The sequence below is a fragment of the Streptomyces cathayae genome, from assembly GCF_029760955.1.
In the GTDB taxonomy this organism is placed as follows: Bacteria; Actinomycetota; Actinomycetes; order Streptomycetales; family Streptomycetaceae; genus Streptomyces; species Streptomyces cathayae.
Genome location: NZ_CP121682.1, coordinates 312,247 through 338,691, shown reverse-complemented (window position 1 = coordinate 338,691; position 26,445 = coordinate 312,247). Strand labels below are relative to the sequence as shown.

Sequence of the window (26,445 nt, the reverse complement as noted above, 5' to 3'; positions counted from 1 at the left end):
GCACCGCGCGGGGGAGACCTCCGGTCAGTCCCGGGCGAGCCGGGCCCGAGCGGCCTCCCACCGCCGGGTTCCGCCCCGCGGTTCGTACCGCGTCAGCAGCTGGGTCCGGGTGAGCAGGCGCCGCATCCCGGCCAGACCGCCGGCCTGGCCGCGCACACCGGCCTGGACGAGGACGTTGCCCAGCGCGGCCGCCTCGGTCGGGCCGGCCACCACCGGCAGCCCGCAGGCGTCGGCGGTCAGCTGGCACAGCAGGGCGTTGCGGGTGCCGCCGCCCACGATGTGCACGACGTCGACCGAGCGCCCGGCGAGCCGCTGGGCGTCCTCGACCGCGCCGCGGTGCGCGAGGGCGAGCGAGTCGAGGATGCAGCGGGTGATCTCGGCGGGGGAGCCGGGCACCGGCTGCCCCGAGACGCGGCAGGCCTCGGCGATCCGCTCCGGCATCCGCCCCGGCGCCAGGAACGCCGCGTCCCCGGCGTCCACCACCGACCGCAGCGCCGGCACCTTCGCCGCCTCCAGGAGCAGCGCCCCCAGGTCCGGATCGCCCCAGGCCCGTACGCACTCCTGGAGCAGCCACAGGCCCATGATGTTGCGCAGGTACCGGACGGTGCCGTCCAGCCCCAGCTCGTTGGTGAAGTTGGCGGCGCGACTCTCCTCGGTCAGGACCGGGGCGTCCAGTTCGAGACCGGCCAGCGACCAGGTGCCCGTGCAGATGTAGGCGAACCGCTCATCGGTGGCGGGCACGGCGGCCACCGCGGAAGCGGTGTCGTGCGAGCCGACCGCCGTCACCGGGACGGGCCCGGCCAGCCCGGTCTCCTCCAGTACCTCGGGACGCAACTCTCCTGCGGGATCTCCGGGTTGACGCAACGGAGCGAACAGGGAGAGATCGATGTCCAGCCGCTCTGCGACCGTGTGGGACCAGTCGCGGGTGCGCGGGTCGATCAGCTGCGTGGTCGAGGCGTTGGTCAGCTCCGTGCCCTGCTCACCGGTGAGCCAGTACGTCAGCAGATCAGGGATCAGCAACAGCCGCCCGGCCTGTGCCAGTTGGGCCGTGCCGCGGGCCGCCGTCAGCTGGTACAGGGTGTTGAACGGCGCGTACTGCAGACCGGTCGCCGCGTACAGCTCCTCGGCCGGCACGCTCGCCCACACCTTCTCCGCGACCCCCTCCGTACGGCGGTCGCGGTAGTGCACCGGGTTGCCCAGCAGCGCCCCGTCGGCGTCGAGCAGGCCGTAGTCCACGGCCCAGCTGTCGATGCCGACGGACGCCGGTCCGTCACCCGCCGCCCGCAGCCCGTCCAGCACTCCGGCGTACAGCCCGAGGATGTCCCAGCGCAGCCCCTCGGGCACGCGCACGGGCCGGTTGGGGAAGCGGTGGACCTCGGTCAGCTCCAGGCTGTCGGGGCCGACCCGGCCGACCATGACACGCCCGCTGGACGCGCCGAGGTCGACCGCCGCGTACGGCCGCACGGCGGCGCTCACCGCAGGAACGCGGCGGCGACGCCGGCGTCGACCGGGACGTGCAGGCCCGTGGTGTGGGTGAGATCGCCGCCGGTCAGCGCGAACACGGCGTTCGCCACGTGCTCGGGCAGCACCTCCCGCTTCAGCAGCGTGCGCTGTGCGTAGAACTCGCCCAGCTTCTCCTCCGGCACCCCGTACACGGCCGCGCGCCGGGCGCCCCAGCCGCCGGCGAAGATCCCGGAACCGCGCACCACACCGTCCGGGTTGACCCCGTTGACGCGGATGCCGTGCTCGCCCAACTCGGCGGCGAGGAGCCGTACCTGATGGGCCTGGTCGGCCTTGGTGGCCGAGTAGGCGATGTTGTTCGGACCGGCGAACACGGCGTTCTTGGACGCGATGTAGACGATGTCCCCGCCCAGCCCCTGCGCGATCATCACCCGGGCCGCCTCACGGGAGACGAGGAAGGAACCGCGGGCCATGATGTCGTGCTGGAGGTCCCAGTCCTTCGCGGACGTCTCCAGCAGCGGCTTGGAGATGGAGATCCCGGCGTTGTTCACCACCAGGTCGACCCCGCCGAAGGCGAGCACCGCCGCCCGGAATGCCTCGGCGATCTGCTCCTCCGACGTGACGTCGACGGTCACGGCGACGGCCTTGTCGGATCCGCCCAACTCCTCTGCCACCGCAGCCGCGTTGTCCCCGTTCAGGTCCGCCACGACGACACAGGCGCCTTCGGCGGCCAGCCGCCGCGCGATCGCCTTCCCGATGCCGCTGCCGGCGCCGGTCACCAGCGCCACCCGGGTGGCGAGCGGCTTCGGCCTCGGCATCCGCTGGAGTTTGGCCTCCTCCAGCGCCCAGTACTCGATGCGGAACTTCTCCGACTCCTCGATCGGCGCGTACGTGGAGACCGCCTCGGCCCCGCGCATCACGTTGATCGCGTTGACGTAGAACTCGCCGGCCACGCGAGCGGTCTGCTTGTCCTTGCCGAAGCTGAACATGCCCACGCCGGGAACCAGCACGACCGCCGGGTCGGCCCCGCGCATGGCGGGGGAGTCGGGCAGGGCGTGGCGCTCGTAGTAGGCGGCGTACTCCGTGCGGTAGGTGGTGTGCAGCTCCGTCAGCCGGGCCACGGCCTCCTCCAGGGGGGCCGCCGGCGGCAGATCGAGGACGAGCGGCCGGACCTTGGTGCGCAGGAAGTGGTCGGGGCAGGAGGTGCCCAGCGCGGCCAGCCGCGGGTGCTCGGCACGGGCCAGGAAGTCCAGTACGGCCTCGGAGTCGTCGAAGTGCCCGACCTGGGCCCGGTCCTGCGAGGCGACGGCCCGCACGTAGGGCGCGAGGGCGGCGGCCCGCTCCCGCCGCTCGTCCCCGGGCAGGGCCTCGTACTCCTCGAGCACCGGCCCGAACGGCTCCGGCCGGCCACGCTCGGCGAGGAACTTCTCGGCGGTGCGGATGATGTGCAGCGAGTTGCGCTCGCACTCCTCGGAGGTGTCGCCCCACGCGGTGATCCCGTGTCCGCCGAGCACACATCCGACGGCCTGCGGATGGGCCTCCTTCACGGCGGCGATGTCCAGACCGAGCTGGAAACCGGGCCGCCGCCACGGCACCCACACGACGGTGTCGCCGAAGCACTCGGCGGTCAGCTTCTCCCCGTCGGCGGCGCAGGCGAGCGCGATCCCGGAGTCGGGGTGGAGGTGGTCCACGTGGGCGGCGTCGACGAGCCCGTGCATCGCGGTGTCGATGGAGGGAGCCGCACCGCCCTTGCCGTGCAGGCAGTAGTCGAACGCGGCGACCATCTCGTCCTCGCGCCCGACCCCGGGGTAGACGTCGGTGAGCGCCCGCAGCCGGTCCAGCCGGAGCACGGCCAGCCCTTCCGCGGTCAGCGTCCCGAGGTCCCCGCCGGACCCCTTGACCCACATCAGCTCCACATCACCCCCGGTGACGGGATCGGTCTCGACACCTTTGGCGGAGGCGTTGCCGCCGGCGTAGTTGGTGTTCCGCGGATCGGCACCGAGCCGGTGAGAACGGGCGAGGAGGGCGGCGGCTTCGGGATGGTTTGCCATATCTGTTCCAGTTCTCTTGTCAAGAGGGTGAGGGAAAGCGCCCCTTCAGGGGCGCGGGACTGTGGTGAATTTGCGGCTACCGCCGCGCGGGCGCGACCAGCCACATACGGCCTGTAGACCGCGAACCACAGAACCCGGCAGGTGAATCCCGGCGATCAAGCGCCCCACCCCGCCTGCTGTCCACCCACCCGCTCGGCCACGATCTTCTCGGCCCACCCGGACCGGCGATAGGCGGAAACAGGGTCGGGGTCCAACCCCATCTCCTCCCGCACCTCACGCAGCAGCGGCCGCACATCCGTGTCGTACGCGTCCATCAGCACGGCGTTGGCCTCCAGCACATCCCCCGCGGCCTGCGCCTCACCCAACGCCGCCCGGTCCACCAGCAGCGCCTTCGCCGTGGCCTCCTGCACGTTCATCACGGAACGGATGATCGCCGGGATCTTGGCCTCGATGTTGTGGCACTGGTCGAGCATGAACGCGGTCTCGGGCGTGAACCCGCCCCCGCGCACCACCTCGTGCATGATCCGGAACAGCTGGAAGGGATCGGCGGAGCCCGCCATCAGGTCGTCGTCGGCGTAGAAGCGCGAGTTGAAGTCGAACCCGCCGAGCTTCTGCTCCCGCAGCAGCGTCGCGACGATGAACTCGATGTTGGTCCCGGGCGCGTGGTGTCCCGTGTCCACCACGACCTGCGCCTTCGGTCCGAGCTTCAGGCAGTGCGCGTACGCGGTGCCCCAGTCCGGGACGTCCGTGGTGTAGAACGCCGGCTCGAAGAGCTTGTACTCCAGCAGCATCCGCTGACCCTCGCCGAGCCGTTCGTAGACCTCCGCGAGCCCTTCGGCGAGCCGGTCCTGCCGGGCCCGGATGTCGTCCTGGCCCGGGTAGTTCGTCCCGTCGGCGAACCACAGCTTCAGGTCCTTCGACCCGGTCGCGTCCATGATGTCGACGCACTCCAGCAGATGGTCCACGGCCTTCCTGCGCACCGCCGCGTCCGGGTGGCAGATGCTGCCGAGCCGGTAGTCGTCGTCCTGGAAGGTGTTGGAGTTGATCGTGCCGAGCCGCACACCGCGGTCCTCGGCGTGCTCGGCCAGCGCGGTGTAGTCGTCGACCTTGTCCCACGGGATGTGCAGCGCCACCAAGGGCGCGGCCCCCGTGAACTCGTGCACCTTGGCCGCGTCGTCCAGCTTCTCCCGCGGGGTGCGGGGCACGCCCTGCTGCGCGAACACCTTGAAGCGGGTCCCCGAGTTGCCGTACGCCCACGAGGGCGTCTCGACGATCTGTGTCTTGAGAGCGGCCTTCGCCGCGGCGAGCTCGGTCACGTCAGGGCTCCTGTGACATCGGGTCGTATCGACCACTGAGTGAAACGATTCAGAACGGGAAGTTATGGCGCCCCCGCAGGAGTGTCAACCCCTGCGGACAAGACCGTGATCCGTGACCAGGGTGTGACCTGAAGCTGTCGAAACTTTTTCGACCGGAACCCATTGACGTGACATGCGCCGCGCGCCTAACGTCCCGGCAACCCAGTTGAAACCTTTCACGACGTCGCCAGGGCCGTCCCGCCGACGTCGTCGAGGAGCCCTCATGACCCACCCGTCCGACACGGGTCCGGCCCCGGTTCTCGCACTGAGGGACATCTCCAAGTCCTTCGGCGCGGTCCGCGCGCTGCGGGACGTCTCCCTGGAACTGTTCCCCGGCGAGGTGCACGCCCTCGCCGGCGAGAACGGCGCCGGAAAGTCGACCCTCATCAAGACGCTCGCCGGAGTGCACCGGCCGGACGCCGGCCAGGTGCTGCTCGACGGCACGCCCGTCGTCTTCCACGGTCCGGGCGACGCCCGCGACGCCGGAATCGCCGTGATCTACCAGGAGCCCACGCTCTTCCCCGACCTGTCGATCGCCGAGAACATCTACATGGGCCGGCAGCCCCGGCGCGCGCTCGGCCGGATCGACCACCAGGCCACCCGCACCGCGACCGCCGCCCTCATGCGGCGGCTCGGCGTCGAACTCGATCCCGACCGGCCGGCCCGCGGCCTGTCCATCGCCGACCAGCAGATCGTCGAGATCGCCAAGGCCCTCTCCTTCGACGCCCGCGTCCTGATCATGGACGAGCCGACCGCCGCCCTCACCGGCAGCGAGGTCGCCCGCCTCTTCGGCGTCGTGCGCACCCTGCGCGAACAGGGCGCGGCGGTGCTGTTCATCTCCCACCGGCTGGAGGAGATCTTCGAGATCTGCGAGCGGGTCACCACCCTGCGCGACGGCGCCCGGATCGCCAGTGAGCCGCTGGACGGCATGACCGAGGACGACCTGGTGCGCCGCATGGTCGGCCGCGACCTCGAGGAGCTGTACCCCAAGCAGGAGGTGCGCCCCGGGGAGATCGCCCTGAGCGTGCGACGGCTGACCCGCGAGGGGGTCTTCACCGACGTCTCCTTCGACGTGCGGTGCGGCGAGATCGTCGGCCTCGCCGGACTCGTCGGCGCCGGGCGCACCGAGGTGGCCCGCGCTGTGTTCGGCGTCGACCGCTGGGACGCCGGCGAGGTCGAGGTCGACGGACGCGCGCTCACCAACGGCGCCCCGTCCACCGCCATGGCCGCGGGACTCGCCCTGGTCCCCGAGGACCGGCGCGCCCAGGGCCTGGTGATGGACATGTCCATCGAACGCAACATCGGCCTCACCGGCCTGCGTACGACCGTGAAGGCCGGCCTGATGGACCGAGGCGCGGAGCGCAGCCGCTCCCTCGACTGGGCGGTCAGGCTCCAGGTCAAGTACGACCGGATCGCCGACACGGTGAACACCCTGTCCGGCGGCAACCAGCAGAAGGTCGTCCTCGCCAAGTGGCTCGCCACCGGCCCCAAGGTGCTGATCGTGGACGAACCCACCCGCGGCATCGACGTCGGCACCAAGGCCGAGGTGCACCGGCTGCTGTCCCAGCTCGCCGCCGACGGTGTGGCCGTGCTGATGATCTCCTCCGACCTGCCCGAGATCCTCGGCATGGCCGACCGCGTGCTGGTGATGCACGAGGGCCGGATCACCGCCGAGATCCCCCGCACCGACGCCACCGAGGAAACCGTGATGGCCGCAGCCACGGGGAGGGCCGCCGCATGACGGTCACCGCTCCCGAAGAAGCCCCCGTCGCCGAGGTGCCCAGGTCGAGCGGCACCCGGCTGGTCGACCGCGTCTTCAAGATGCGCGAACTCGCCATCCTGCTCGTCTTCCTGGTGATGATCGCCGTCACCCAGGCCGGCAACGGCGAGTTCCTCTCGGAACAGGGCATCAAGGACCTGCTGCTGAACGCGACCATCCTGGTCCTGGTCGCCACCGGCCAGGCTCTCGTCGTCATCACGCGCAACGTCGACCTGTCCGTCGGTTCCACGCTCGGCATCAGCGCCTTCGCCGCCGGCGTCCACCTCCAGGGCGGCGGAAACCCGGTCGTCGCCATCGCCCTCGCCGTCCTGCTCGGCATCGGCTTCGGACTGCTCAACGGACTGCTCGTCAGCCTCGGTCAGGTGCCCGCCCTCGTGGTCACCCTCGGCACGCTCTACATCATCCGCGGCATCGACTCCATCTGGGTCGGCTCCCGCCAGATCACCGCCGCCGATCTCCCCGGCGGATTCGTCGACTTCGGATCCGGCGGCATCTCGGCGGTGCCCTACCTGGCGCTCATCGCCCTCGCGGTGCTCGTGGCGACGGCGTACTACCTGAAGCACTTCGGCAGCGGACGCGAGCTGTACGCGCTCGGCTCCAACCCCGAGGCCGCCCGGCTGGCCGGCATCCCCGTACGCAAGCGGATCCTCGCCGCGTACACCTTCTGCGGCGCCCTCGCCGGACTCGCGGGCGCCCTGTACCTGGCCCGGTTCGGCAACGTCGACTCCGGCACCGGCAGCGGTTACGAACTCACCGTCGTCAGCGCCGTCGTGGTCGGCGGCGTGGTCTTCACCGGCGGCTCCGGCAGCGTCTACGGCGCGGCGCTCGGCGCACTGCTGCTGACCTCAGTCAACAGTGTGCTGCCCGCCCTCGGCGTCAGCTCCGTGTGGGTGCTCGCCATCAACGGCATCCTGCTCATCCTCGCCATCGCGGTCGACCGGATCGTCGCGCTGCGCGTGGCCACCGCCCTGAAGAAGAGGAACGCCCGCCATGGCTGACTCCGCTCTCGCGCGCGCCGTCCGCCGGTCCCCGTCCGTGCGGTGGGACACGGTGGTGGGCGCCCTGCTCGTCGTGGTCCTGCTGCTGTCCTTCGCGACCGTCGACGGTTTCGGCAACGCGCTCAACCTGTCCTTCCTGATCGGCAACACCCTGCCGATCGCGCTGATCGCCCTGCCCATGACCCTGCTCGTCGTCTCCGGTGAGATCGACCTCTCCGTCGCCTCCACCGCCGGCCTGTCCGGCGCGGTGATGGGCGCCCTGTGGAACCAGGGCCTGGCCATCGAGACGATCATCCCGATCTGCCTGCTCATCGGCGTGCTCTGCGGACTGGTCAACGGTCTGCTCGTGACCCGGATCGGCCTGCCCTCCCTCGCCGTCACCATCGGCACCCTCGCCGCCTACCGCGGCATCGCGCAGATCGTCCTCGGCTCCGACGCGGTGACCGACTTCCCCACGCAGTACCTGGACTTCGCCGCCGGACGCATCGGCGACACCTTCGTCCCGTACGCCTTCCTGCCCTTCCTGGTGCTGCTCGCGATCGCCGTGGTCGCGCTGCACGCCACCCCGTTCGGGCGGTCGCTGTTCGCCATCGGCGCCAGTGAGGAAGCCGCCCGGTTCGCCGGCATCCGGGTCAGGCGGCAGAAGCTGATCCTGTTCACCCTGACCGGCCTGATGGCCTCCCTCACCGGAGTCTTCTGGGCCCTGCACTACGCCAGCGCCCGCTACGACAACGCCACCGGCCTCGAACTCTCCGTCGTCGCCGCCGTGCTGCTCGGCGGCATCGACTTCGACGGCGGCAAGGGCACCCTCGGCGGCGCGATCGCGGGCGTCTTCCTGCTCGGCGCGCTGCAGAACGTGATGAGCCTCGTCAACGTCTCCGCCCAGTCACAGATCGTGGTCACCGGCGTCCTGCTCGTCGTCTCCGTGCTCGGCCCGCGCGTCGCACGGCAGCTCTCCGCGGCCCGGGCCGGACGCCGGGCGGCGTCCGCCCCGCCACCGGCGCCCAGGACACCGACCCCGGCCCCGTGAATCCGCCCCGCCCGTCTCGCCCCCTCGCCCCCGTCCGTCCCGCCCGTCTCGTCCGTAAGGAATCCACCATGCGCAAGACCTCCCTCCGCCGGACCTGCGCGGCCCTCGCCGCCGTCACCTCCCTCGCCCTGGCCGCCACCGCCTGCGGCGGCACCACCAAGGACGACGTCAAGAGCGAGGGCGGCGGCCAGGCCGCCACGGCCGGCAAGGCCGACCCGAACGCGCCGACCAAGAAGGGCCTGACCGTCGGCTTCCTGCCCAAGCAGGTCAACAACCCCTACTTCACCACCGCCGACAAGGGCGGCGAGAAGGCCGTGAAGGAGCTGGGCTCCACCTACAAGGAGGTCGGCCCCTCCAGCGCCACCGACACCGCCGGCCAGGTCTCCTACGTCAACACGCTCACCCAGCAGCAGGTCGACGCCATGGCCGTCTCCGCGCAGGACCCCGGCGCGCTGTGCACCGCGCTCAAGCAGGCCATGAAGAACGGCATCAAGGTCGTCACCTACGACTCCGACACCACCGCCGACTGCCGCAACGCCTTCATCTCGCAGGCCAGCGGCGAGGACCTGGGCCGCACCGAGGTGCAACTGCTCGCCGAACAGATCGGCTACAAGGGCGAGATCGCGATCCTGTCCGCCGCGCAGACCGCCACGAACCAGAACGCCTGGATCGAGTTCATGAAGGACGAACTCAAGGACCCCAAGTACAAGGACATCAAGCTGGTCAAGGTCGCCTACGGCAACGACGACGCCCAGCAGTCCTTCCAGCAGACCCAGGGACTGCTCCAGGAGTACCCGAACCTGAAGGGGATCATCTCCCCGACCACCGTCGGCATCAAGGCCGCCGCCCAGTACCTCTCCGGCTCCAAGTACAAGGGCAAGGTCAAGCTGACCGGCCTCGGCACCCCCAACGACATGCGCAAGTACGTCAAGAACGGCACCGTCGAGGCGTTCGAGCTCTGGGACCCGGCGAAGCTCGGCGAACTCGCCGCGCGCACCGCCGTCGCCCTGGCCTCCGGCCAGATCACCGGCAAGGAGGGCGAGACCTTCGAGGCCGGCGCGATGGGCGAGTACACCATCGGCAAGGACGGCGTGATCAACCTCGGCAAGCCCACCGTCTTCAACGCCGAGAACATCGACCAGTTCGACTTCTGAGCATCAACGCTCAGGGAAGGAGCGGTACTTCATGCAGCGCGTCTGTTTCCTGCTCAAGGTCCGCCGGGACAAGCTCGCCGAGTACCGCGAACGCCATGCCGCCGTGTGGCCCGAGATGCGCGAGGCGCTCTCGGCCACCGGCTGGCACAACTACTCGCTCTTTCTGCGCGACGACGGCCTCCTCGTCGGCTACCTCGAGACGGAGGACTTCGAGGCCGCCAAGGCCGGTATGGAGGCCACCGAGGTCAACGCCCGCTGGCAGGCCGAGATGGCCCCCCTCTTCGAATCCCTCGACGGGACCCGCCCCGACGAGGCGATGCGACCGCTCACCGAAGTCTTCCACCTCGCCTGAGACTCGCCTGAGAACGGAGTCCTCCACGAGGGGACGACGCACCCTGCCGGCCGGAGCCGCCCTCGGCACCGTGACCGGCCCCGCCTCGGCCGGCCCGGCCGGTCCTTTCGCGGCCTTGGGCCACGCCGACCGGAGGCCGCCGCACGTCGCCGGCTTCCGGCTGCCCGTCCGACCCCGCCCGCAGGCAACCGCAGCCGGTGCGGCCGTGCCGGTAATGTGAAGGCGCACCCGCCGCCCCGCGAAGTCCCACCCGCCCCCCACGTTTCCTCGGAGGTTTCCACCCGATGGCCCAGTCGGTGGGTATCAAGGACGTCGCCCGCGTCGCCGGAGTCTCCGTCGGCACGGTCTCCAACGTGATCAACCGCCCGGAGACGGTCGCTGTCGAGACCCGGGCACGGGTGCTGTCCGCCATAGACCGGCTGGGCTACGTCCGCAGCGAGTCGGCGCGGCAACTGCGTGCGGGCCGCAGCCGGATCATGGGCCTGCTCGTCCTCGACATGGGCAACCCCTTCTTCGTCGACGTGGCACGCGGCGCCGAGCGCGCCGCGCGTGCGGCCGGACTCGGCGTGATGGTCTGCAACAGCGACCAGAACGCGAGCGAGGAGGCCGAGTACCTCTCCCTGTTCGCCGAGCAGCGGGTGCGGGGCGTGCTGCTCACCCCGGCCGACGCCACCGGCCGCACCATCGAGGCCTTCCGCCGGCACGGCATCCCCTTCGTGCTGGTCGACCGGGTCGCCGAGGGCACCACCGAGTGCTCCGTCTCCGTGGACGACGTGGCGGGCGGCGCGCTGGCCGTGCGCCACCTCGTCGACGCGGGACACCGGTCCCTCGCCTACGTCAGCGGGCCGCCCGGTCTGAACCAGGTCCGGGACCGGCGCACCGGCGCCCTGAACGCGCTCGCCGAGGCCGGACTCGGCCCGGAGAGACTGCGCGAGCTGCCCACCGACCGCCTCGACGTCGCCGCCGGACGGGACGCGGGCGCCAGGCTGCTCGGCCTCGCCGACCGCCCCACCGCCGTGTTCTGCGCCAACGACCTGCTCGCCCTCGGCGTGCTCCAGGCCATGTACGCGGCCGGCGTCGGCGTCCCGGACGACCTGGCGATCGTGGGCTACGACGACATCGAGTTCGCCGCCGCGGCGGCCGTCCCCCTCACCTCGGTACGGCAGCCGGCCGTCACCATGGGCGCCCTGGCGGCGGAACTGCTGCTGGAGGAGACGGAGGCCGGGACGGGGGCCGCGCCCCACGAGCACCGGAGGGTCGTCCTGCGCCCGGAACTCGTGGTCCGCCGCTCCAGCCTGTCGGCACGCTGACCGCTGCACGGGAAGACGCGAAAAGAATTGCGTGATCCCGGGCTCGAAGGCCGGACGAACATGTGCTGAACTGGGTCGCGATCCGACAATTCGTTCGTCCCGGGAGTCCCGTTGACCGTCAGCTACCGCCAGCCCGGCGTCGTCCTCACCGACCGCCGCTTCACCGTGCCCCTCGATCACGACGCCCCCTCGGGGGAGACGATCGAGCTGTACGCGCGTGAGGCCGTCGCCGCGGACAAGGCGGACCGGGACCTGCCGTGGCTGATCTACCTCCAGGGCGGCCCCGGCTTCGGGGCGAACCGTTTCATCGGGCAGCAGGCCTGGCTCGGCCGGGCCCTGAAGGAGTACCGGGTCCTGCTGCTCGACCAGCGCGGCACCGGCCGCTCCACCCCCGCCAACCGGCAGACGCTCCCGCTGCGCGGCGGCCCCGCCGAGCAGGCCGACTACCTGGCCCGCTTCCGCGCCGACTCCATCGTCCGCGACTGCGAGGCGATCCGCCCCGAGGTCACCGGCGGGGCCCCCTGGACCGTCCTCGGCCAGAGCTTCGGCGGCTTCTGCACGGTCGCCTACCTGTCCACCGCCCCCGAGGGCCTCGCCACCGCCGTGATCACCGGCGGCCTGCCCTCCCTGGACGCCCACCCCGAGGACGTCTACCGGGCCGCCTACCCGCGCATCGAGCGCAAGGTCACCGCCCATTACGCGCGCTACCCGCAGGACGTCGAGCGCGCCCGCCGGATCGCCGACCACCTCCTCACCCACGAGGTCGTCCTCCCCAACGGCTACCGGCTCACCGTCGAGGCGTTCCAGTCCCTGGGCATCCTCCTCGGCAGCGGCGACGGCAGCCACCGGCTGCACTACCTCCTGGAGGACGCCTTCGTCCGCACCCCGGCGGGCCCCGCGCTCTCCGACGCCTTCCAGGAGCAGGCACAGGGCCTGCTGTCGTACGCGGGGCACCCGCTGTACGCGCTCGTCCACGAGTCGATCTACGGTCAGGACGGCCGGGCCACCGCCTGGTCGGCCGAGCGGGTGCGGGCCGAGTTCCCGCAGTTCGACGCGGCGAAGGCGCTCGCGGGCGACGGGCCGCTGCTGTTCACCGGCGAGACCGTCCACCCCTGGGTGTTCGACTGCGACCCCGCGCTGCGCCCGCTGCGCGAGACCGCCGAACTGCTCGCCGCCCGCACCGGCTGGACGCCGCTGTACGACCCGGCCCGCCTCGCCGTCAACGAGGTCCCGGTCGCGGCGGCCGTCTACCACGACGACATGTACGTCGACACGGACCACTCCCTGCGCACCGCGCGGGCGATCCGCGGCCTGCGCACCTGGGTCACCGACGAGTTCGAGCACGACGGCGTGCGCGCGGGCGGCCCCCGCGTGCTGGACCGGCTGCTGGCGCTGGCCCGGGGCGAGGTGTGAGCGCGGAGTGAGGCGTGCCCCCCGGGGCTCCGGGTGGGCCCCGGGGGGTGTCGTCGGTGGGACGGGTTACTCTGCGGGCATGACCGAGGTGACGTTCGCCCAACTCGAGCCCATGCCCGACGACTGGCAGCGCGCACTGGCCGTGGTCGCCCACCCCGACGACATCGAGTACGGCTGCGCCGCCGCGATCGCGACCTGGACCGACGCCGGCCGTGAGGTCGGCTATGTGCTGGCGACCCGCGGCGAGGCGGGCATCGACACCCTGGAGCCCGCCGAGGCCGGTCCGATCCGGGAGCGGGAGCAGAGGGCGAGCGCGGCCGTGGTCGGCGTGTCGACCGTGGAGTTCCTGGACCACCAGGACGGCGTCATCGAGTACGGCACCGCCCTGCGCCGGGACATCACCGCCGCCATCCGCCGCCACCGCCCCGAACTGGTGGTCACCCTGAACCACCGGGAGACCTGGGGCGAGACGTTCTGGAACGCCCCGGACCACGTGGCGGTCGGCCGCGCGGTGCTCGACGCGGCCGGAGACGCCGGAAACCGGTGGATCTTCCCCGAACTGACCGAGCAGGGCCTCGAACCCTGGAACGGTGTCCGCTGGGTCGCCGTGGCGGGCTCCAGCATGCCCACCCACGCCGTGGACGCGACCGTCGGCCGGGAGCGGGCGGTGCGCTCCCGGCTCGAACACCGCACCTACCTCGAGTCGTTGACCGACGAGGATCCCGAGGCGTATGTACGCAGCTTCCTGCCGGGGGACGCCCGGCAGTCGGGCAAGCGGTTCGGGAACCGGCCGGCGGTCACCTTCGAACTGTTCCCCCGGTGAAGGGCGGCGGCATGGACGACGGGAACACCGGGGACGCGATGGACACGAAGGGCGCCGAGAAGGGCGCGTCGGCCCCGGACCTGCGCGGCGACTGCGGGGAGTGTTTCGGGCTGTGCTGTGTCGCTCTGCCGTTCACCGCCTCCGCCGACTTCGCGGTGGACAAGCAGGCCGGCAGCCCCTGCCGTAACCTGCGGGCGGACCACCGCTGCGGCATCCACGCGCGGCTGCGGCAGGAGGGATTCAGCGGCTGCACGGTCTACGACTGCTTCGGCGCCGGGCAGAAGGTCTCGCAGATCACCTTCGGCGGACAGGACTGGCGCACCGGGCCGCCGGAGCGGGCCCGCCGCATGTTCGACGTGTTCCCGGTCGTCCGGCAGCTGCACGAACTGCTCTGGTACCTGACCGAGGCGCTCACCCTGCCCGCGGCGCGTCCGGTCCACGCCGAACTGCGCGGGGCGCTGGAGAAGACCGGGCGGCTCACCCGCGGGACCCCTGACGAACTGGGCGCGCTGGACGTGGGCGCCCACCGGCAGGACGTCAACGTGCTGCTGCTGAGGGCGAGCGAACTGGCGCGGGCCGGCGCGCGCGGGCGCAGGAAGGACCGCCGGGGCGCGGATCTGATGGGGGCCCGTCTCCAGGGGGCCGATCTGCGCGGGATCAGTCTGCGGGGCGCCTACCTCATCGCCGCCGACCTCACCGGCGCCGACCTGCGGGACGCGGACCTGATCGGCGCCGACCTGCGCGACACCGACCTCACGGACGCCGATCTGACCGGGGCGTTCTTCCTCACCCAGCCCCAGCTGAACGCGGCCCGCGGAAGCGCCGGCACCAGACTGCCCGGGTCACTCACCCGTCCCGCGCACTGGACGGCGGTGCGCTGACGGCGCGCCGGCGGGTCCGGGCGCCCCGGACGCGTTCGACGCCCCGGCCCCGGTCGGCCGCGCCGTCCGCCGCTCCGGGCGCAGCCGCAGGCCCTCCGGCATCAGCGTGAGCCGCTCGGTCACGCGCAGCCGGTAGTCCGGATCGGGCCGCAGTTCGTAGCGGCGCAGCAGCAGTCCGAGCACCAGCGTCGCCTCGTGCAGCGCGAACTGCCGCCCGATGCAGGCCCGCGCCCCCGTGCCGAACGGCTTGAAGGTGTGCGGGGGCCGGGACCGTACGGCCGGTGTGTCGAACCGGTCCGGGTCGAACCGCTCGGCGTCGGGCCCCCACACCCCGGGGTCCCGGTGCAGCATCGGGGTCAGCACCAGCGTCCACGCTCCCCGCCGCATCGGGTGCTCCCCGGCCAGCACCGTGTCCGCGCGGGCCTCCCGGGCGAAGGCGGGCGCGGTGGGCCACAGCCGCAGCGACTCGTCGAGCACCCGGCGGACGTACCGCAGTCTGGCCACCTGCTCGTAGCCCGGCGCGGCCGCGGAGCCCCAGACACGGTCCACCTCGGCGCGGGCGCGGGCCGCGACGTCGGGATGCCGGGAGAGATGGTGCAGGGCGAAGGAGAGGGCGCCCGAGGTGGTCTCGTGACCGGCGATCAGGAAGGTGATGACCTGACGGCGGACGTTCTCGGGTGACAGCCGCTCGCCGGACTCGGGGTGCGCGGTGTCCAGCATCCGGTCGAGCAGATCACCCTCCCCGCCGCCGGCGGCGCGCCGGGTCCGTACCACGTCGTCGACGATGCGGTGGAGACGGGCGATGTCGGCGGCGTTGCGCCGGCTCGCGCTCCGCAGCAGCAGCGGGGCCAGCGGTGTGGGCACGGAGTTCCGCCGCTGCGCGTGGGCGAGCGTGCCGACCATCGCGGTGACGAAGGGGTGCGGACGGGACCGTTCGAACGAACCGAAGTCGTGCCCGAACCCGGTGCGCGCGATCGTCTCCAGCGTCAGCCTGGTCATGTCGCCGGGCACGTCCACGGTCCGGCCCGCACCGGCCGCGCGGTCCCAGTGGTCGGTCAGCCGCTCCGCCACGGCCAGCATCATCGCGTGATAGCGCGCCATGGCCTCGCGGTTGAACCCGGGGGCGAGCACGTCATGGGCGAGCTGCCAGTTGGGTTCGTGGTTGTACGCGGTGAACAGGCCGTCGCCCGCGACCGGCCGCAGATTGGCCACGCCCAGCCCCACGTGCTTGGCGAAGCGCGCCTCGTCGGCCAGATCGGCCACCAGGTCCGCACCCCACACGAACACGAACTCCTTGCCGAAGGCGTTCCGCCGGAAGATCGGCCCCAGCCGGCGGGCGTGGCGCATCGAGTCCTGGACGGGGGTGCGCCGGTTCGAGCCGAGGACGTCCCCGAGGAGGGGGACCCGGTGGGGAGGACGGGGGATGCGGCGCAGTGCGGGCCAGCCCCGCTCGGCGCTGCGGAACCCCTTCGGCAGTCCGGCCGGTGTCGTCGTTTCCGCCATGCGGTCTCCTTCGATCCGGTGAGCGTCTGCGACGCGGCGCGGCGCTTCGCCCGGGGGACGGTGGGCTGCGGTGCGCCGTGAAGTGCGGGAAGCGCGAGCCGTGTTGTACGCGGATTCAATAGGACGTCCCAGTCTGGTCCGGCGGCTGAACCGGCGTCAAGTAAGGTGCGGGGATGGCCGCGAACGAGGGCGAGGGCGGGCGCACGCGCCGCCGGCTCAGCACCGGGGAGCGTCGCGAGCAGCTTCTGTCGGTCGGGGCGCGGCTGTTCTCGGAGAGCCCGTACGACGATGTGTGGATCGAGCAGGTGGCCGAGATCGCCGGGGTCTCGCGCGGGCTGCTGTACCACTACTTCCCCACCAAACGGGACTTCTTCGCGGCGGTCGTCGAGCGCGAGAGCGAGCGGATGCTGCGCATGACGGCGGCGGTGCCCGGCACCCCGGTGCGCGGACAGCTCGCCCCGGGGCTGGACACGTACCTGGAGTACGTCCAGGAGCACGCGCACGGCTACCGCGCCTTCCACCGCGCCGACGCGGCGGGGGACCGGGCGGTACGCCGGGTCTACCGGCGCGCCCTGGCCGCGCAGGAGCGGCAGATCCTCCAGGCGCTGGCGGGGGACCCCGAGTTCGGTCCGCTGCTGAGGGGGCGGCCGGACACGCGTCTGGCGGTGCGCGGCTGGCTGGCCTTCACCACGGCGGTGTGCCTGGAGTGGCTGCGCGGTTCCGAACTGAGCCGCGAGGAGGTGCGCGATCTGTGCGCCCGCGCGCTGCTCGGTGTTCTCACGGTCTGAGAAGGTGCCGAAAGGTCTCGCCCAGCTCGCGCCACCGGGTTGGCGTGTGCCCCGATCTTCGCTAGGTTAGGCAAGGCTTACCTAAGAGGAGGTTCGGGGATGGGTGACGACACGCACGTCTGGACGGCCGAGCCCGGCGCGGCGGAACGGGCCCGCTCCGTGCTCGCCGCCGCATGGTCCTGCGCGGTGACCGCGGAGGGCTTCCGGGAGGAGTTCGTCGGCGCGCACGGGATGAGCGACGACGGGCGCGTCCTGCTGGAGGTGCCCGAGGAGAGCGCGCTGCTCACCGCCGCGATCTGCGCGCCCCGCGGCGAACCGTCCGCCGTGCTGGAGTTCGCCGACGTCGCACCCGTTCCGGTGCGCAAGAGGATCCGGGCCAGGCTGTGGCTCGCGGGCCGGTTCACCGTCGAGGACGGCCGGCTCGCCTTCCGGGCCACGCGTGTGGTGCTGCGGCAGGCGTCCGGAGCCGTCGTCGTCGACCCGGACGAGTTCGCCGCGGCACGCCCCGACCCGCTCGCCACCGCCGAGGCACGGCTGCTGACCCACCTCGCCGACTGCCACGGCGACGCGGTCGACCGGCTCACCCGGCTGGTCGACCCGGGCAGCCTGCACGGCGCGGTCCGCGTGCGGCCGCTCGCCGTCGACCGGCACGGACTCACGCTGCGCATCGAACGCCTCCGCACCGGCGGCGACGTACGGCTGCCGTTCCACCGGCCCGCCGACGACCTCGGCCAGCTCACCGAGCGCATGCACGTACTCCTCTCCCAGGCGAGCACGGTCTCCTGCCCCCGTCCGCTGCAACGGCAGCGTGCCGACGGGGACGGCTGAGGAGGGCCCCCGGCCGGTTGCCCATGCCTACCAGTCGCCGTCCTCGACCGGCTTGCCCCGTGCGTCCCCGAGCGGTTTCACCTGATGCGGCGACGGGGGCTGCCAGGGCTCGTGGTCGTCCCCGAGCCAGTCGCCGACCGGTTTCACCGACCGGAGCGCGTCGGCCGGCTCGAGGTCCCGCGCGTCCTGGTCGTAGTGGTCGAACCAGGGCAGCCCCGCCCGGGTGTAGGCGGCCCGGTCCACCGGGGACGGCGGCGGCGCCTCACCCGTGATGCTCCGCCACTGGGGAGGCGTCACCAGGTGGACGAACACCCGGCCGGCGGGCCGCTCGGACCAGTCCGTCAGCGGCCGGTCGTCCTGGTGGACCTCCTGCCGCATCGAACCGCCGACACCGAGCCCCATGGCCGCGGCGGCCCGGGGCGCGCCGCCGGGCGCCGCGGGGGCCGCGCCCGGCGCGGGCGGCGCCGCCATGGCGGGCGCGGCACCGAAGCCCGCGGTGCGGGCCGAGAACCGCGCCCGCTCCGCCCGCAGCCGCTCCCGCTCCTCCTCGCGCCACCGGGCCAGCGCCTCGGGGGTCAGCGGGAAGGACTGCAACTGGACACCGCCCCACACCTCCTCGCCGGTGACCTGGCCCTCGACGGTCGCGCCCAGCCCCAGCGGCACGGCCACGAACTGGCGGACCGTGCCCTTCCCGGAGTTGATGCCGTCCAGCCAGGGCTGCCGGGGCAGCACCAGGTAGTTCTGCGGGTCACGGGCCGGCCGGTCGCTCCACGGGCGGCCGGAGACCGCGCACACCTTGCCGACCCCCACCTGCAGCGCGGCCGGCTCCCTGGTGCCCGCGAAGCTCAGCCACATGGCCTCCCGCAGATACACCGGGAGCATCACACCGCCGCGCGCCCGCCAGGCTTCGGGCACCGACTCCGCGTAGTCCGCGACACGCCGTACCGGGAACTCGCCCAGGCCCGGCGGCAGGGCGTGCGTTCCGGTCTCCGGCAACCGCAGCGTACGGATGAACCGCACCGCCGCACCGCCAGGCAGCAGCAAGGTGTTCCCGTCGATCCGCATGGTGGTGTCGGTCATCCGCGTGCCCCCTTCGTCTCCGTGGCCGCCGGCACGCACGCCGCCGGCCGGTCCCGTCACAGAGAACGCCCGGCGGTGTCCCGCTGGTTCCGGCGCAGCCGGTCCGGCACGCGCAGCCGCTCCCGCATCCGGGTGAGCCGCGGCAGGCGTTCACGCTGCTCGCGTGCGTGCCGGTCCAACTCCTCCAGCAGCCGTTTCGAACGGTGCTCGATGTCCATCTCGTCGAGAATGCGGTTGACCTCGGTCAGCAGGGCACCGTACAGCTGCCACTGACGGGCGTCCCGCCGCACGTCCTCCAGCAGCAGTCGGGCCAGCCGGTCTCGGGTCGTGGCGGCCTGCCGCAGTTCCGTGATGAGCCGCTCCTCCGCGGACTCCGCGCTCTCGCTGACGCTCGAGGTGACCAGCACCGAGAAGCTGACCACCGCGTCGGAGATCTCGGACAGCAACTGCTCGACAACGGCGCCCGTCTCCGGGGGGAACAGGGGATCCGGCTCGCGTTCCCTCGCGAGGTCGGTGAAGGTGCGCGCCAGCACCCGCAGGACGACCGTACAGATCTCCAGGGTGTCCAGGCCGGTGCGCAGCACGACCCGGTGCAGCAGCCCCTCCCGCACCCGCGGGTTCAGCCGCAGGCTGTCCTCGGCCTGCCGGAGGTCCGCGTCCACCTCGGAGATGTCGTGATCGAGCCGGCGGGCCTCGTGCAGCCGGGCCGCCGCACGGTGGTGGGGAGTGTGCTCGAAGGCCTGCTCGCCCAGGCGCAGCATCAGCTGCCGCACCCGCCGGGCCAGCGACCCGATCGACTCACCGGCCTCCTCCACCCACACCGGAGGGGCCAGCAGGAGGTTGAAGGCGAGCCCGACGACGGCGCCGATCAGCGTCTCCACGATCCGCGCCCACGCGGTGTCCCCGTGGTGGGTCACCCCGAGCACCAGCATCGCGCTGATCGCCACCTCGGGTACGAACTCGTCCACACGGACGAGGTGGCCGACGATCAGTGACGACAGGATGAGCAGGCCCAGACTCCACCAGCTCAGCCCCACCAGCAGGCTGAAGAGGATGGCGACCACCACCCCGGTCACCACGGCGTTCACCCGGCGCATGCCGGTGGTGAGCGTGGAGAACAGGGTGACCTGGACGACGAGCAGAGCCGTCAGCGGAGCGGTGAGCGGGGCGGCTTCCGGGCTCAGCCGCACCGCGATGATGTAGGCGACCGTCGCCGCCGCCGCCGAACGCAGCGTCTGCACGGTCACGGGATCGCGCCGCTGCTTGACGAACTGCCTGGCCGGCGCCACCCACTCACGAACCACTCGCATCCTCCGACGGTTCCCCCTCTCCGGACACGTCGAACGTGTTCGGGGAGGACCGTAGTCGGCCGGGTGACGGACCGGGGCATTCACGGACAACGCCGACTGGCGCCGACCGGTGTCGACCCCTGCCGACCGGTGCCGCGGCCGGGTGTCACACCTTGTCGAGGAAGGCGTGGAGGTTGCTCAGCGTACGGGCGATCTGCTCCTCCAGAGTGAGGGTCTCCTCGAAGCGGGGCCCCGTCTCCGGGATCTTCCTGCCGCGCAGGTAGAGGGAGCAGGCGAGGTCGGTGCACATGTAGGCGCCGACCGAGTTGCCCTCGCGCCCGGCCGTGCCCGCCCTGCGCGCGGTCATCAGGGAGACGCCTCCCCGCGGATGGGTCGTCAGGCACAGCGAGCACATGCTGCGGTGCAGGAACCCGCGACGGGCGGGCTGGAAGCGCAGCGCCACCCCGGTCAGACGGCCCTGGTCCGCACGCTCGGTGACGAGGTAGCCGCGGTCGGGCGCGCCCGGGTCCCGCCAGCCCAGGAAGTCCAGCTCGCTCCAGACCCGCTCCCCGAGATCACGGGGCACGAACAGGCGTTTGGCCTCACCCTTGGAACAGTTGACGAAGGAACCGCGGATGTCTTGTTCGGTGAGTGATCTCATGGGGCTCTCCCAGCCTGACCTTTCTGAACCTCTAGGCTCTGGTTCCGGCCCCAGGGTAAGGATCTCGAAGGAGCGTGAGCCAGCGCTTTTCCCCGAGAAGACCTCGCCGCGGGTCCGCGTGGGGCGGAGTCCGCGGGCGGTGGCGCGGCGGCGCGGGCCGACGGTGTTAGTTCAAGACATTGAATAAGGGTGGGGGAAAGTCGCGCCGATCCGGCCCTCGACGGTATGTTGCAGGTCGGGCAGGGGTTCGGGAGGAGCCATATGGCGGAGCGGAACGGGCGCACGGTACGCGACCTCAGACGGGCCAACCGTACGGCCGTACTGCAGCGGCTCTACTTCGACGGCCCGCTCAGCCGCTTCGAGCTCGGCCCGGTGACCGGGCTCAGTTCCGGCTCGGTGAGCAATGTGGTCGCCGACCTGATCGGTGACGGCCTGGTCGAGGAGGCGGGCAGCGTCGACTCCGACGGCGGCCGCCCGCGCACCCTGCTGCGAGTGGTACCGGGCAGCGGCCACATGATCGGCGTCGATGTCGGCGAGACCCGGGTGCGGGTCGAGCTGTTCGACCTGACCCTCACCGAACTCGCCCGGGCCGAGCGCCCGCTGGAGCAGCAGCGCTACGAGGTCGAGGTCATCGTCGACCACATCCGCGCCGGGATCACCGAGGTGCTCGCCACCTCCGGCCTCGATCCCGAGCGGCTCCTCGGTGTCGGCATCGGCGTCCCCGGCATCGTCGAGCACACCGCCGACCGGGGTGCCGTCGTGCACGGGCAGACCATCGGCTGGGACGCCATCGAGCTGGAGTCCCTGCTGCGCGGCGGTTCGCCCCTGCCCGAGGGCGTCCGCTACTTCATCGACAACGGGGCCAGGACCCTCGGCCAGGCCGAGATGTGGTTCGGGGCCGGACGAGGCGCCCGCAACGCCCTCGTCGTCCTCTTCGGCTCCGGCGTCGGCGCCTGCCTCGTCACGCCCGAGGTGGAGCACGGCCGCGCGGTCGAGTGGGGGCACCTGACCGTACGGGTGCGGGGCCGCCGTTGCCGCTGCGGCGCGCTCGGCTGCCTGGAGGCCTACGCGGGCGCCGAGTCGCTGCTCGCCCGGTGGCGGGAGGAGGGCGGCCGGGGCCCCGGCGGAACCGACGAGGAGACGGCGCTGACCTCGATGCTCGCCGCCGCCTACCCCGCCGACGGCACCGCCGCCGACCCGGTCGCCCTCGCGGTGCTGGAGGAGACCGCCGAGTACCTGGGGGCCGGCCTCTCCGACCTGATCAACCTCTTCCAGCCGGAACGCATCCTGATGGGCGGCTGGGCGGGCCTTCAGCTCGGCTCCCGCTTCCTGCCCGCCGTGCGCAGACACGCCCTGTCGTACGCGCTGCGCCACCCCGCCGAGAAGGTGACGATCGAGCTGGGCAGCCTCGGCCCCGACGCCGTCACCGTCGGGGCCGCGATCCTGCCGCTCGCCGACTTCTTCACCCGCGGCGGACGGCGCCCCGGCCCGGATCCGCAGGCCCCGCAGCCTGCCTGGCGCAGAGCGCTCCAGGAACGGACACCGCGCTGAGGTTTCGCAGCTCACGGCGCAGGTACCCGCGCGGCAGCCCGAGCGACGGCGGTACGTACGCCCGTACACGCCGGCCGTGCGTGACGGTGTGCGGAGGAAGGGAGAGGACCATGACCGACCACCGCGACGAAGGACCGGGCGAGAACGGCCAGGGCATTCCCCGGGACCCGCCCGACCAGCAGGCCGGTGAGGGCGAGGACCCCTGGGAGGTCGCCCCCGCCGCCGATGAGGAGGAGTCCGCCGAACCGGACGCGTCCGGTGAGCGGCGGCCCGACGTCCCCGACACGGACGAGGCCGGGACCGGCCGCCGGGGCGCACCGCACTCGGCCTCCGCCAACCCGGACCAGCCGGTACCGGACGAGCCCTCCGACTGACGCGCGGCACGAACCGCGCGGTGGGAAGCGGGGGAGTGCGAGAAGAGTGGAAGCCCCGGCCGTGACGGGGGAATCACGGCCGGGGCGGTCAGGGGTGGGCGCGGACGGCGGTCGCCTCTCGGCGGAGGGCGCCACAGGGCTTCAGCCGGACGATCGTCCCTGGGGGCGGAAGGTGAGGCCCGGGGACACTGTCCCCTCCGCACCCACGTCTCGTTCAACGGGGAACGGCCTCCGGGTGTTCCGTCCACATGCCCGTTTTGAGGTGATGCGCATCACCCCGAGTCGCGCTCCTGGGTGCGGACGCGGCCGAGGGCCCGCAGGTCGGGCCCCTCCCCCGACCTGCGTCGGGCCGCCCGGTGCGTACGCGTCGGGGCCGGTGCTCCGGGGTTCCCGGGTCCGGCTGTCGGTTTCCCGACTGCCGGGTGAATCACCGAACCCGCGTTCGTCCGGTTTGCGGCCTACCCTGTGATACATGACGGAAAGCGGGAGCCTGTACGTGACCCATCCACGGATCATGGTGCTCGGCGTGCAGCCCGGTACGCCGCCGTTCCGGATCGTGGAGATCGACGGAGAAGTGATCGGCGAGGCAAGAGCGATCACCGATGTACTGCTGGCCGCCGCCGCGTTCGGGATCACGGTCCATGATCTCGACGACCCGGACACGGTGCGCTGGGTAGGAGGGGACAAGTTCACCTGGACCGTTCGCCGGTAGACGCGAGAGCGGGCAGGAGGAGAGCGACGCCCTCAGCCCCGGGGTGGTGACGGCGCCGCCCGGGTCACGCCCGTTTCCGGCTCTTCGGCTCGGCCTCGGGCATCGGCTCGGCCCTGCCCCTGGACTTCGCCTTCCTCTCGGTGTCCGGCCTCGTGCCGGCCTTCGGCCTCCGCGCGTGCACGGCACGGCTGAGCCGCCGTCCGAGCAGCAGATACCCGATCAGCGCGCCACCGGTGTTCAGGATGACGTCGTCGATGTCGAAGGCGCGTCCGGTGATCATGGCCCCCTGCGCGAACTCCACCATGAGCATCACGCTGCCGGTCAGCAGCAGCACGCGCAGGAACCCGCGGGTGCGCGGGGCCACCACCGGCGCGAGGAGACCGAAGGGCATGCCCAGGAGGATGTTGCCGCCGACCTGGCGCACGGCGTCGCGCAGCGCGGGCTGGTCGAGATAGGCCCGCAGGGAACGGCCGGGGCGCAGATTGGTGTGGATCAGCGCCTCCGAGGCGGGGGAGGGCTGCAGGGTGATCCGGGCCAGCATCATCGCGAAGACGACCATGAAGACGAAGGCGCACAGCATCGCGAGCAGCCGGACGGGCAGGGGCAGCGGTCGCGCCCCGCCGTTTGTGCCCCCGGCGCCGCGTGCGGGCCCAGGACCGCTGCCCGGTGTGCGGCGCCACCCGAAGAACCGGCGTGAGGCAGTACGGGGCATTCCGTCCTCCTATGGTCAACTGCTGTGCTGGAACGGTCAGTTACCCGGTGACGGGGCCATCACGCCGACCCTGTGCCGGTACGGCTCAGTCGCCGTAGGCGACCTCCACCTTCTTGAATCCCAGGGAACGCAGCAGCCCTTCGAGCATCCCCGTGGTGTTGCTCTCGGCGCGGGCGGTCAGCCCGCTCTCCTTCGCCGCGTCACCGATGTGCCGTACCGCGAGCTTCTGGACGGCCTGCTCGCTGTTGGGGTTGTCCGAGAAGAGGTCACCGAGACGGTCGAGCAGCCCGCGCTGCTTGGAGACGGCGTAGGAGCGCTCGGGGTCGAGTGCCGGAGTGCCCAGACGGGCGTGCGGCAGCCGCAGGGTGGCGGACGTACGGTCCTCGTCGACCTGTACGTCGTCCTTGCCGAGCTTTCCGAGGTCGACATAGGCGTCTACGGTGCCCGCGCCCACGTACAGGATGCGGCTGCCGCGGACCGCGTCGGGCAGGAACTTGGTGTCCTTCTCCAGGTCCACCACGACCTGGAAGTTGCCGGTCGCCGCGTCGTACCGGCTGATGTCCTGGATGGACTCCAGGAGCGCGGGGCCGGAGCGGTCCTGGGTCTCCGTGCCGAACAGGTCCTTCAGGCCCGGCAGCAGGCTGAGCCGGACGCCGGCGAACAGTACGGCGAGCACCACCACCACCGCGGTCAGTGCCTTCGCCCAGCCCGGTATGCGCCCGGGGAGGCGCCTGATGGGAGTCGTCATGGTGACGGCCCTCCTTCCTACTGACCGAATGCCCCCCACTTCCCCTGACAGACAAGGAAGTTGAGGTGTGGGGGACATCGCCGGGAGCATGTGGGGGCGCACGCCGTGGTGGCGAGGCGGGGTGGGTGAGGGTTCGTGGCCAGTAGCATGAGGCTCCCGGCCGACAGATCATTCGAGGAGCCGACCGTGCGAGACATCGCCGTGTTCAGCGGCAGTGCCCATCCGGAACTGGCGGCGGAGGTCTGCGCGCACCTCGGTGTGCAGCTCAGCCCGGTCCGGGCCAGTCGGTTCGCCAACGACTGCCTGGAGGTGCAGCTGTTGGCCAACTGCCGCGAGCGGGACGTGTTCCTGATCCAGCCCCTGGTCAAACCGGTCCAGGAACACCTCGTGGAGCTCCTCCTGATGTGTGACGCGGCCCGTGGGGCGTCCGCCTCCCGGATCACCGTGGTGATGCCGCACTACTCCTACGCCCGCTCCGACAAGAAGGACGCCCCGCGCATCTCCATGGGCGGACGTCTGGTCGCGGATCTCCTGGTGGCGGCGGGCGCGAGCCGGGTCCTGGCGATGACCCTGCACGCACCGCAGGTGCACGGCTTCTTCTCGGTGCCGGTGGACCACCTGCACGCACTGCGCGAACTGGCCGCCCACTTCCGCCGGTACGACCTGAGCCGCACCACCGTCGTCTCGCCCGACCTGGGCAACGCCAAGGAGGCGGCGGCGTTCGCCCGGCTGATCGGGGCGCAGGTGGCGGCCGGGGCGAAGCAGCGGTTCGCCGACGACCGGGTGCGGATCAGTTCCGTCATCGGTGAGGTGGCCGGGCGGGACGTCATCGTCCTGGACGACGAGATCGCCAAGGGCAGCACGGTGCTCGAACTGCTCGACAGGCTGAGGGAGTTGGGACCGCGCTCCATTCGGGTGGCCTGCACGCACGGCCTGTTCGCGGCCGGCGCGCTCAAACGCCTGAGCGAGCAGCCCGACGTGCTGGAGATCGTGTGCACCAACACCGTTCCGGTACCCGCGGACGAGCACACGGACAAGCTGCGGGTCCTGTCCATCGCCCCGGCGCTCGCCGAGGCGGTGCGCCGCATCCACAACGGGGAGTCGGTCAGCGCCTTGTTCGACGCCCCGCCGACCGCGTAGCGGCCCGGACGCTCACCCCGGGCCGGGTGTGGTCCCGGGGTGCTCCAGGGCCGCGTCCAGGGTGGGCCGAGGAGGCAGCAGCCCGGCCAGGCCGGTGATCCGCAACAGGCGCAGGGTCAGCGCGTGGGTGCACACGAGGTGCAGCCGGCCCTGCTGGGCCAGCACCCGCTGCCGGGCGCGGTACAGCAGGCGCAGACCCGAGGCGTCCAGGAACTCGACCCGGGTCAGATCGAGCACGATGCGGCACTCGCGGTCCGAGGTCGCCGCATCGAGGTGCGGGACGACCTCCGCCTCCGCGGCTATGTCGATCTCGCCGCGGAACTCCAGCACGGTGTGTCCCCGGTCCTGGTGGACGCGGAGATACCGGGTAGGCGGTGCAGGTTGGTGCCGCACCACGCCATCGCCTCCAGCCTGCTTCATGCACAGTGGGATCGGCCCAACGCCGGTCCCT

Annotated in this window: 25 protein-coding genes; 15 read left to right on the top strand and 10 right to left on the bottom strand. The window is 72.1% G+C overall.

The genetic code is table 11. The features are described 5' to 3' along the window. Window positions 1-24 precede the first annotated feature (24 nt). From PYS65_RS01590 to rhaI, 3 genes are all read right to left on the bottom strand, one after another. Window positions 25-1,416, bottom strand: coding sequence for a rhamnulokinase (locus tag PYS65_RS01590; RefSeq protein ID WP_423836148.1), 1,392 nt, complete (start codon window positions 1,414-1,416; stop codon window positions 25-27). Window positions 1,417-1,472: 56 nt separating this feature from the next. Next, window positions 1,473-3,512 carry a bifunctional aldolase/short-chain dehydrogenase gene (locus PYS65_RS01585; protein WP_279331883.1) on the bottom strand — a complete coding sequence of 680 codons (2,040 nt, stop codon included), beginning with the start codon at window positions 3,510-3,512 and terminating at the stop codon, window positions 1,473-1,475. Window positions 3,513-3,667: 155 nt separating this feature from the next. Next, the gene (gene rhaI, locus PYS65_RS01580; protein ID WP_279331882.1) at window positions 3,668-4,828 is read right to left on the bottom strand and encodes an L-rhamnose isomerase; all 1,161 of its coding nucleotides are present in this window, start codon (window positions 4,826-4,828) and stop codon (window positions 3,668-3,670) included. A 262-nt stretch (window positions 4,829-5,090) separates the two neighbouring features. Here rhaI and PYS65_RS01575 point away from each other — a divergent pair, with 262 nt between their 5' ends. The 9 genes from PYS65_RS01575 (at window position 5,091) to PYS65_RS01535 (ending at window position 14,608) form a co-directional block, all read left to right on the top strand. Next, the gene (locus tag PYS65_RS01575; RefSeq protein WP_279331881.1) at window positions 5,091-6,608 is read left to right on the top strand and encodes a sugar ABC transporter ATP-binding protein; all 1,518 of its coding nucleotides are present in this window, start codon (window positions 5,091-5,093) and stop codon (window positions 6,606-6,608) included. Beyond that, on the top strand, window positions 6,605-7,645 hold the full coding sequence (locus PYS65_RS01570) for an ABC transporter permease (protein ID WP_279331880.1): 1,041 nt from the start codon (window positions 6,605-6,607) through the stop codon (window positions 7,643-7,645). The genes PYS65_RS01575 and PYS65_RS01570 overlap by 4 nt, the downstream gene beginning before the upstream one ends. After that, window positions 7,638-8,675 carry an ABC transporter permease gene (locus PYS65_RS01565; RefSeq protein ID WP_279331879.1) on the top strand — a complete coding sequence of 346 codons (1,038 nt, stop codon included), beginning with the start codon at window positions 7,638-7,640 and terminating at the stop codon, window positions 8,673-8,675. Before PYS65_RS01570 ends, PYS65_RS01565 begins: the two co-directional genes overlap by 8 nt. Before the next feature lie 68 nt (window positions 8,676-8,743). Then, entirely contained in the window at window positions 8,744-9,829 is a 1,086-nt protein-coding gene (gene rhaS, locus PYS65_RS01560) for a rhamnose ABC transporter substrate-binding protein (RefSeq protein ID WP_279331878.1), read from the top strand. 31 nt (window positions 9,830-9,860) lie between these two features. Further along, window positions 9,861-10,181 carry an L-rhamnose mutarotase gene (locus tag PYS65_RS01555; RefSeq protein WP_279331877.1) on the top strand — a complete coding sequence of 107 codons (321 nt, stop codon included), beginning with the start codon at window positions 9,861-9,863 and terminating at the stop codon, window positions 10,179-10,181. A 284-nt stretch (window positions 10,182-10,465) separates the two neighbouring features. Continuing rightward, window positions 10,466-11,491: a LacI family DNA-binding transcriptional regulator gene (locus tag PYS65_RS01550; RefSeq protein ID WP_279331876.1), complete on the top strand. Its 1,026-nt coding sequence runs from the start codon at window positions 10,466-10,468 to the stop codon at window positions 11,489-11,491. A gap of 111 nt (window positions 11,492-11,602) precedes the next feature. Beyond that, window positions 11,603-12,904: an alpha/beta fold hydrolase gene (locus PYS65_RS01545; protein ID WP_279331875.1), complete on the top strand. Its 1,302-nt coding sequence runs from the start codon at window positions 11,603-11,605 to the stop codon at window positions 12,902-12,904. A 79-nt stretch (window positions 12,905-12,983) separates the two neighbouring features. Beyond that, entirely contained in the window at window positions 12,984-13,727 is a 744-nt protein-coding gene (locus tag PYS65_RS01540) for a PIG-L deacetylase family protein (protein ID WP_279331874.1), read from the top strand. Between the two features lie 38 nt (window positions 13,728-13,765). After that, window positions 13,766-14,608: a pentapeptide repeat-containing protein gene (locus PYS65_RS01535; RefSeq protein WP_279337816.1), complete on the top strand. Its 843-nt coding sequence runs from the start codon at window positions 13,766-13,768 to the stop codon at window positions 14,606-14,608. On the opposite strand, the gene PYS65_RS01530 is transcribed toward PYS65_RS01535, so the two are convergent. Beyond that, entirely contained in the window at window positions 14,570-16,111 is a 1,542-nt protein-coding gene (locus PYS65_RS01530; protein ID WP_279331873.1) for a cytochrome P450, read from the bottom strand. The two genes, PYS65_RS01535 and PYS65_RS01530, sit on opposite strands and share 39 nt — an antisense overlap. Before the next feature lie 173 nt (window positions 16,112-16,284). Here PYS65_RS01530 and PYS65_RS01525 point away from each other — a divergent pair, with 173 nt between their 5' ends. Beyond that, on the top strand, window positions 16,285-16,899 hold the full coding sequence (locus PYS65_RS01525) for a TetR/AcrR family transcriptional regulator (protein ID WP_279331872.1): 615 nt from the start codon (window positions 16,285-16,287) through the stop codon (window positions 16,897-16,899). Between the two features lie 99 nt (window positions 16,900-16,998). Then, entirely contained in the window at window positions 16,999-17,727 is a 729-nt protein-coding gene (locus PYS65_RS01520; protein ID WP_279331871.1) for a DUF2470 domain-containing protein, read from the top strand. A 27-nt stretch (window positions 17,728-17,754) separates the two neighbouring features. On the opposite strand, the gene PYS65_RS01515 is transcribed toward PYS65_RS01520, so the two are convergent. From PYS65_RS01515 to PYS65_RS01505, 3 genes are all read right to left on the bottom strand, one after another. Further along, on the bottom strand, window positions 17,755-18,807 hold the full coding sequence (locus PYS65_RS01515) for a hypothetical protein (protein ID WP_279331870.1): 1,053 nt from the start codon (window positions 18,805-18,807) through the stop codon (window positions 17,755-17,757). Between the two features lie 56 nt (window positions 18,808-18,863). Further along, a complete protein-coding gene (locus PYS65_RS01510) occupies window positions 18,864-20,117 on the bottom strand; it encodes an aromatic acid exporter family protein (protein ID WP_279331869.1) in 1,254 nt (417 codons plus the stop codon). Between the two features lie 145 nt (window positions 20,118-20,262). After that, window positions 20,263-20,757 (bottom strand): FBP domain-containing protein, encoded by a 495-nt coding sequence (locus PYS65_RS01505; protein ID WP_279331868.1) that lies wholly within the window; start codon window positions 20,755-20,757, stop codon window positions 20,263-20,265. A 261-nt stretch (window positions 20,758-21,018) separates the two neighbouring features. Here PYS65_RS01505 and PYS65_RS01500 point away from each other — a divergent pair, with 261 nt between their 5' ends. The 3 genes from PYS65_RS01500 (at window position 21,019) to PYS65_RS01490 (ending at window position 23,394) form a co-directional block, all read left to right on the top strand. Continuing rightward, window positions 21,019-22,308 (top strand): ROK family protein, encoded by a 1,290-nt coding sequence (locus tag PYS65_RS01500; protein WP_279331867.1) that lies wholly within the window; start codon window positions 21,019-21,021, stop codon window positions 22,306-22,308. A gap of 110 nt (window positions 22,309-22,418) precedes the next feature. Continuing rightward, window positions 22,419-22,682: a hypothetical protein gene (locus PYS65_RS01495; protein WP_279331866.1), complete on the top strand. Its 264-nt coding sequence runs from the start codon at window positions 22,419-22,421 to the stop codon at window positions 22,680-22,682. A 472-nt stretch (window positions 22,683-23,154) separates the two neighbouring features. Continuing rightward, a complete protein-coding gene (locus tag PYS65_RS01490; RefSeq protein ID WP_279331864.1) occupies window positions 23,155-23,394 on the top strand; it encodes a hypothetical protein in 240 nt (79 codons plus the stop codon). Between the two features lie 64 nt (window positions 23,395-23,458). On the opposite strand, the gene PYS65_RS01485 is transcribed toward PYS65_RS01490, so the two are convergent. Next, complete coding sequence (locus PYS65_RS01485; protein ID WP_341483649.1) at window positions 23,459-24,106, bottom strand: VanZ family protein; 648 nt, start codon at window positions 24,104-24,106, stop codon at window positions 23,459-23,461. Window positions 24,107-24,191: 85 nt separating this feature from the next. After that, a complete protein-coding gene (locus PYS65_RS01480; protein WP_279331862.1) occupies window positions 24,192-24,854 on the bottom strand; it encodes a DUF4230 domain-containing protein in 663 nt (220 codons plus the stop codon). Window positions 24,855-25,040: 186 nt separating this feature from the next. Between PYS65_RS01480 and PYS65_RS01475 the strand changes: the two genes are divergently transcribed. Then, window positions 25,041-25,994, top strand: a complete 954-nt coding sequence (locus PYS65_RS01475; RefSeq protein WP_279331861.1) for a ribose-phosphate diphosphokinase — start codon at window positions 25,041-25,043, stop codon at window positions 25,992-25,994. Between the two features lie 12 nt (window positions 25,995-26,006). Here PYS65_RS01475 and PYS65_RS01470 read toward each other — a convergent pair whose 3' ends face one another. Beyond that, complete coding sequence (locus PYS65_RS01470) at window positions 26,007-26,414, bottom strand: anti-sigma factor antagonist (protein ID WP_279331860.1); 408 nt, start codon at window positions 26,412-26,414, stop codon at window positions 26,007-26,009. Window positions 26,415-26,445: the final 31 nt, after the last annotated feature.

Excerpts from the sequence above, each read along its gene's own strand:
- PYS65_RS01515 (WP_279331870.1), bottom strand. The coding sequence starts at position 18,807 with ATGACCGACACCACCATGCGGATCGACGGGAACACCTTGCTGCTGCCT.
- PYS65_RS01510 (WP_279331869.1), bottom strand. The coding sequence starts at position 20,117 with ATGCGAGTGGTTCGTGAGTGGGTGGCGCCGGCCAGGCAGTTCGTCAAG.
- PYS65_RS01535 (WP_279337816.1), top strand. The coding sequence starts at position 13,766 with ATGGACACGAAGGGCGCCGAGAAGGGCGCGTCGGCCCCGGACCTGCGC.
- PYS65_RS01525 (WP_279331872.1), top strand. The coding sequence starts at position 16,285 with ATGGCCGCGAACGAGGGCGAGGGCGGGCGCACGCGCCGCCGGCTCAGC.
- PYS65_RS01505 (WP_279331868.1), bottom strand. The coding sequence starts at position 20,757 with ATGAGATCACTCACCGAACAAGACATCCGCGGTTCCTTCGTCAACTGT.
- PYS65_RS01550 (WP_279331876.1), top strand. The coding sequence starts at position 10,466 with ATGGCCCAGTCGGTGGGTATCAAGGACGTCGCCCGCGTCGCCGGAGTC.
- PYS65_RS01500 (WP_279331867.1), top strand. The coding sequence starts at position 21,019 with ATGGCGGAGCGGAACGGGCGCACGGTACGCGACCTCAGACGGGCCAAC.
- PYS65_RS01485 (WP_341483649.1), bottom strand. The coding sequence starts at position 24,106 with ATGCCCCGTACTGCCTCACGCCGGTTCTTCGGGTGGCGCCGCACACCG.
- PYS65_RS01585 (WP_279331883.1), bottom strand. The coding sequence starts at position 3,512 with ATGGCAAACCATCCCGAAGCCGCCGCCCTCCTCGCCCGTTCTCACCGG.
- PYS65_RS01565 (WP_279331879.1), top strand. The coding sequence starts at position 7,638 with ATGGCTGACTCCGCTCTCGCGCGCGCCGTCCGCCGGTCCCCGTCCGTG.
- PYS65_RS01570 (WP_279331880.1), top strand. The coding sequence starts at position 6,605 with ATGACGGTCACCGCTCCCGAAGAAGCCCCCGTCGCCGAGGTGCCCAGG.
- PYS65_RS01490 (WP_279331864.1), top strand. The coding sequence starts at position 23,155 with ATGACGGAAAGCGGGAGCCTGTACGTGACCCATCCACGGATCATGGTG.
- rhaS (WP_279331878.1), top strand. The coding sequence starts at position 8,744 with ATGCGCAAGACCTCCCTCCGCCGGACCTGCGCGGCCCTCGCCGCCGTC.
- PYS65_RS01590 (WP_423836148.1), bottom strand. The coding sequence starts at position 1,416 with ATGGTCGGCCGGGTCGGCCCCGACAGCCTGGAGCTGACCGAGGTCCAC.
- PYS65_RS01575 (WP_279331881.1), top strand. The coding sequence starts at position 5,091 with ATGACCCACCCGTCCGACACGGGTCCGGCCCCGGTTCTCGCACTGAGG.
- PYS65_RS01530 (WP_279331873.1), bottom strand. The coding sequence starts at position 16,111 with ATGGCGGAAACGACGACACCGGCCGGACTGCCGAAGGGGTTCCGCAGC.
- PYS65_RS01540 (WP_279331874.1), top strand. The coding sequence starts at position 12,984 with ATGACCGAGGTGACGTTCGCCCAACTCGAGCCCATGCCCGACGACTGG.
- PYS65_RS01520 (WP_279331871.1), top strand. The coding sequence starts at position 16,999 with ATGGGTGACGACACGCACGTCTGGACGGCCGAGCCCGGCGCGGCGGAA.
- PYS65_RS01470 (WP_279331860.1), bottom strand. The coding sequence starts at position 26,414 with ATGAAGCAGGCTGGAGGCGATGGCGTGGTGCGGCACCAACCTGCACCG.
- PYS65_RS01480 (WP_279331862.1), bottom strand. The coding sequence starts at position 24,854 with ATGACGACTCCCATCAGGCGCCTCCCCGGGCGCATACCGGGCTGGGCG.
- PYS65_RS01555 (WP_279331877.1), top strand. The coding sequence starts at position 9,861 with ATGCAGCGCGTCTGTTTCCTGCTCAAGGTCCGCCGGGACAAGCTCGCC.
- PYS65_RS01495 (WP_279331866.1), top strand. The coding sequence starts at position 22,419 with ATGACCGACCACCGCGACGAAGGACCGGGCGAGAACGGCCAGGGCATT.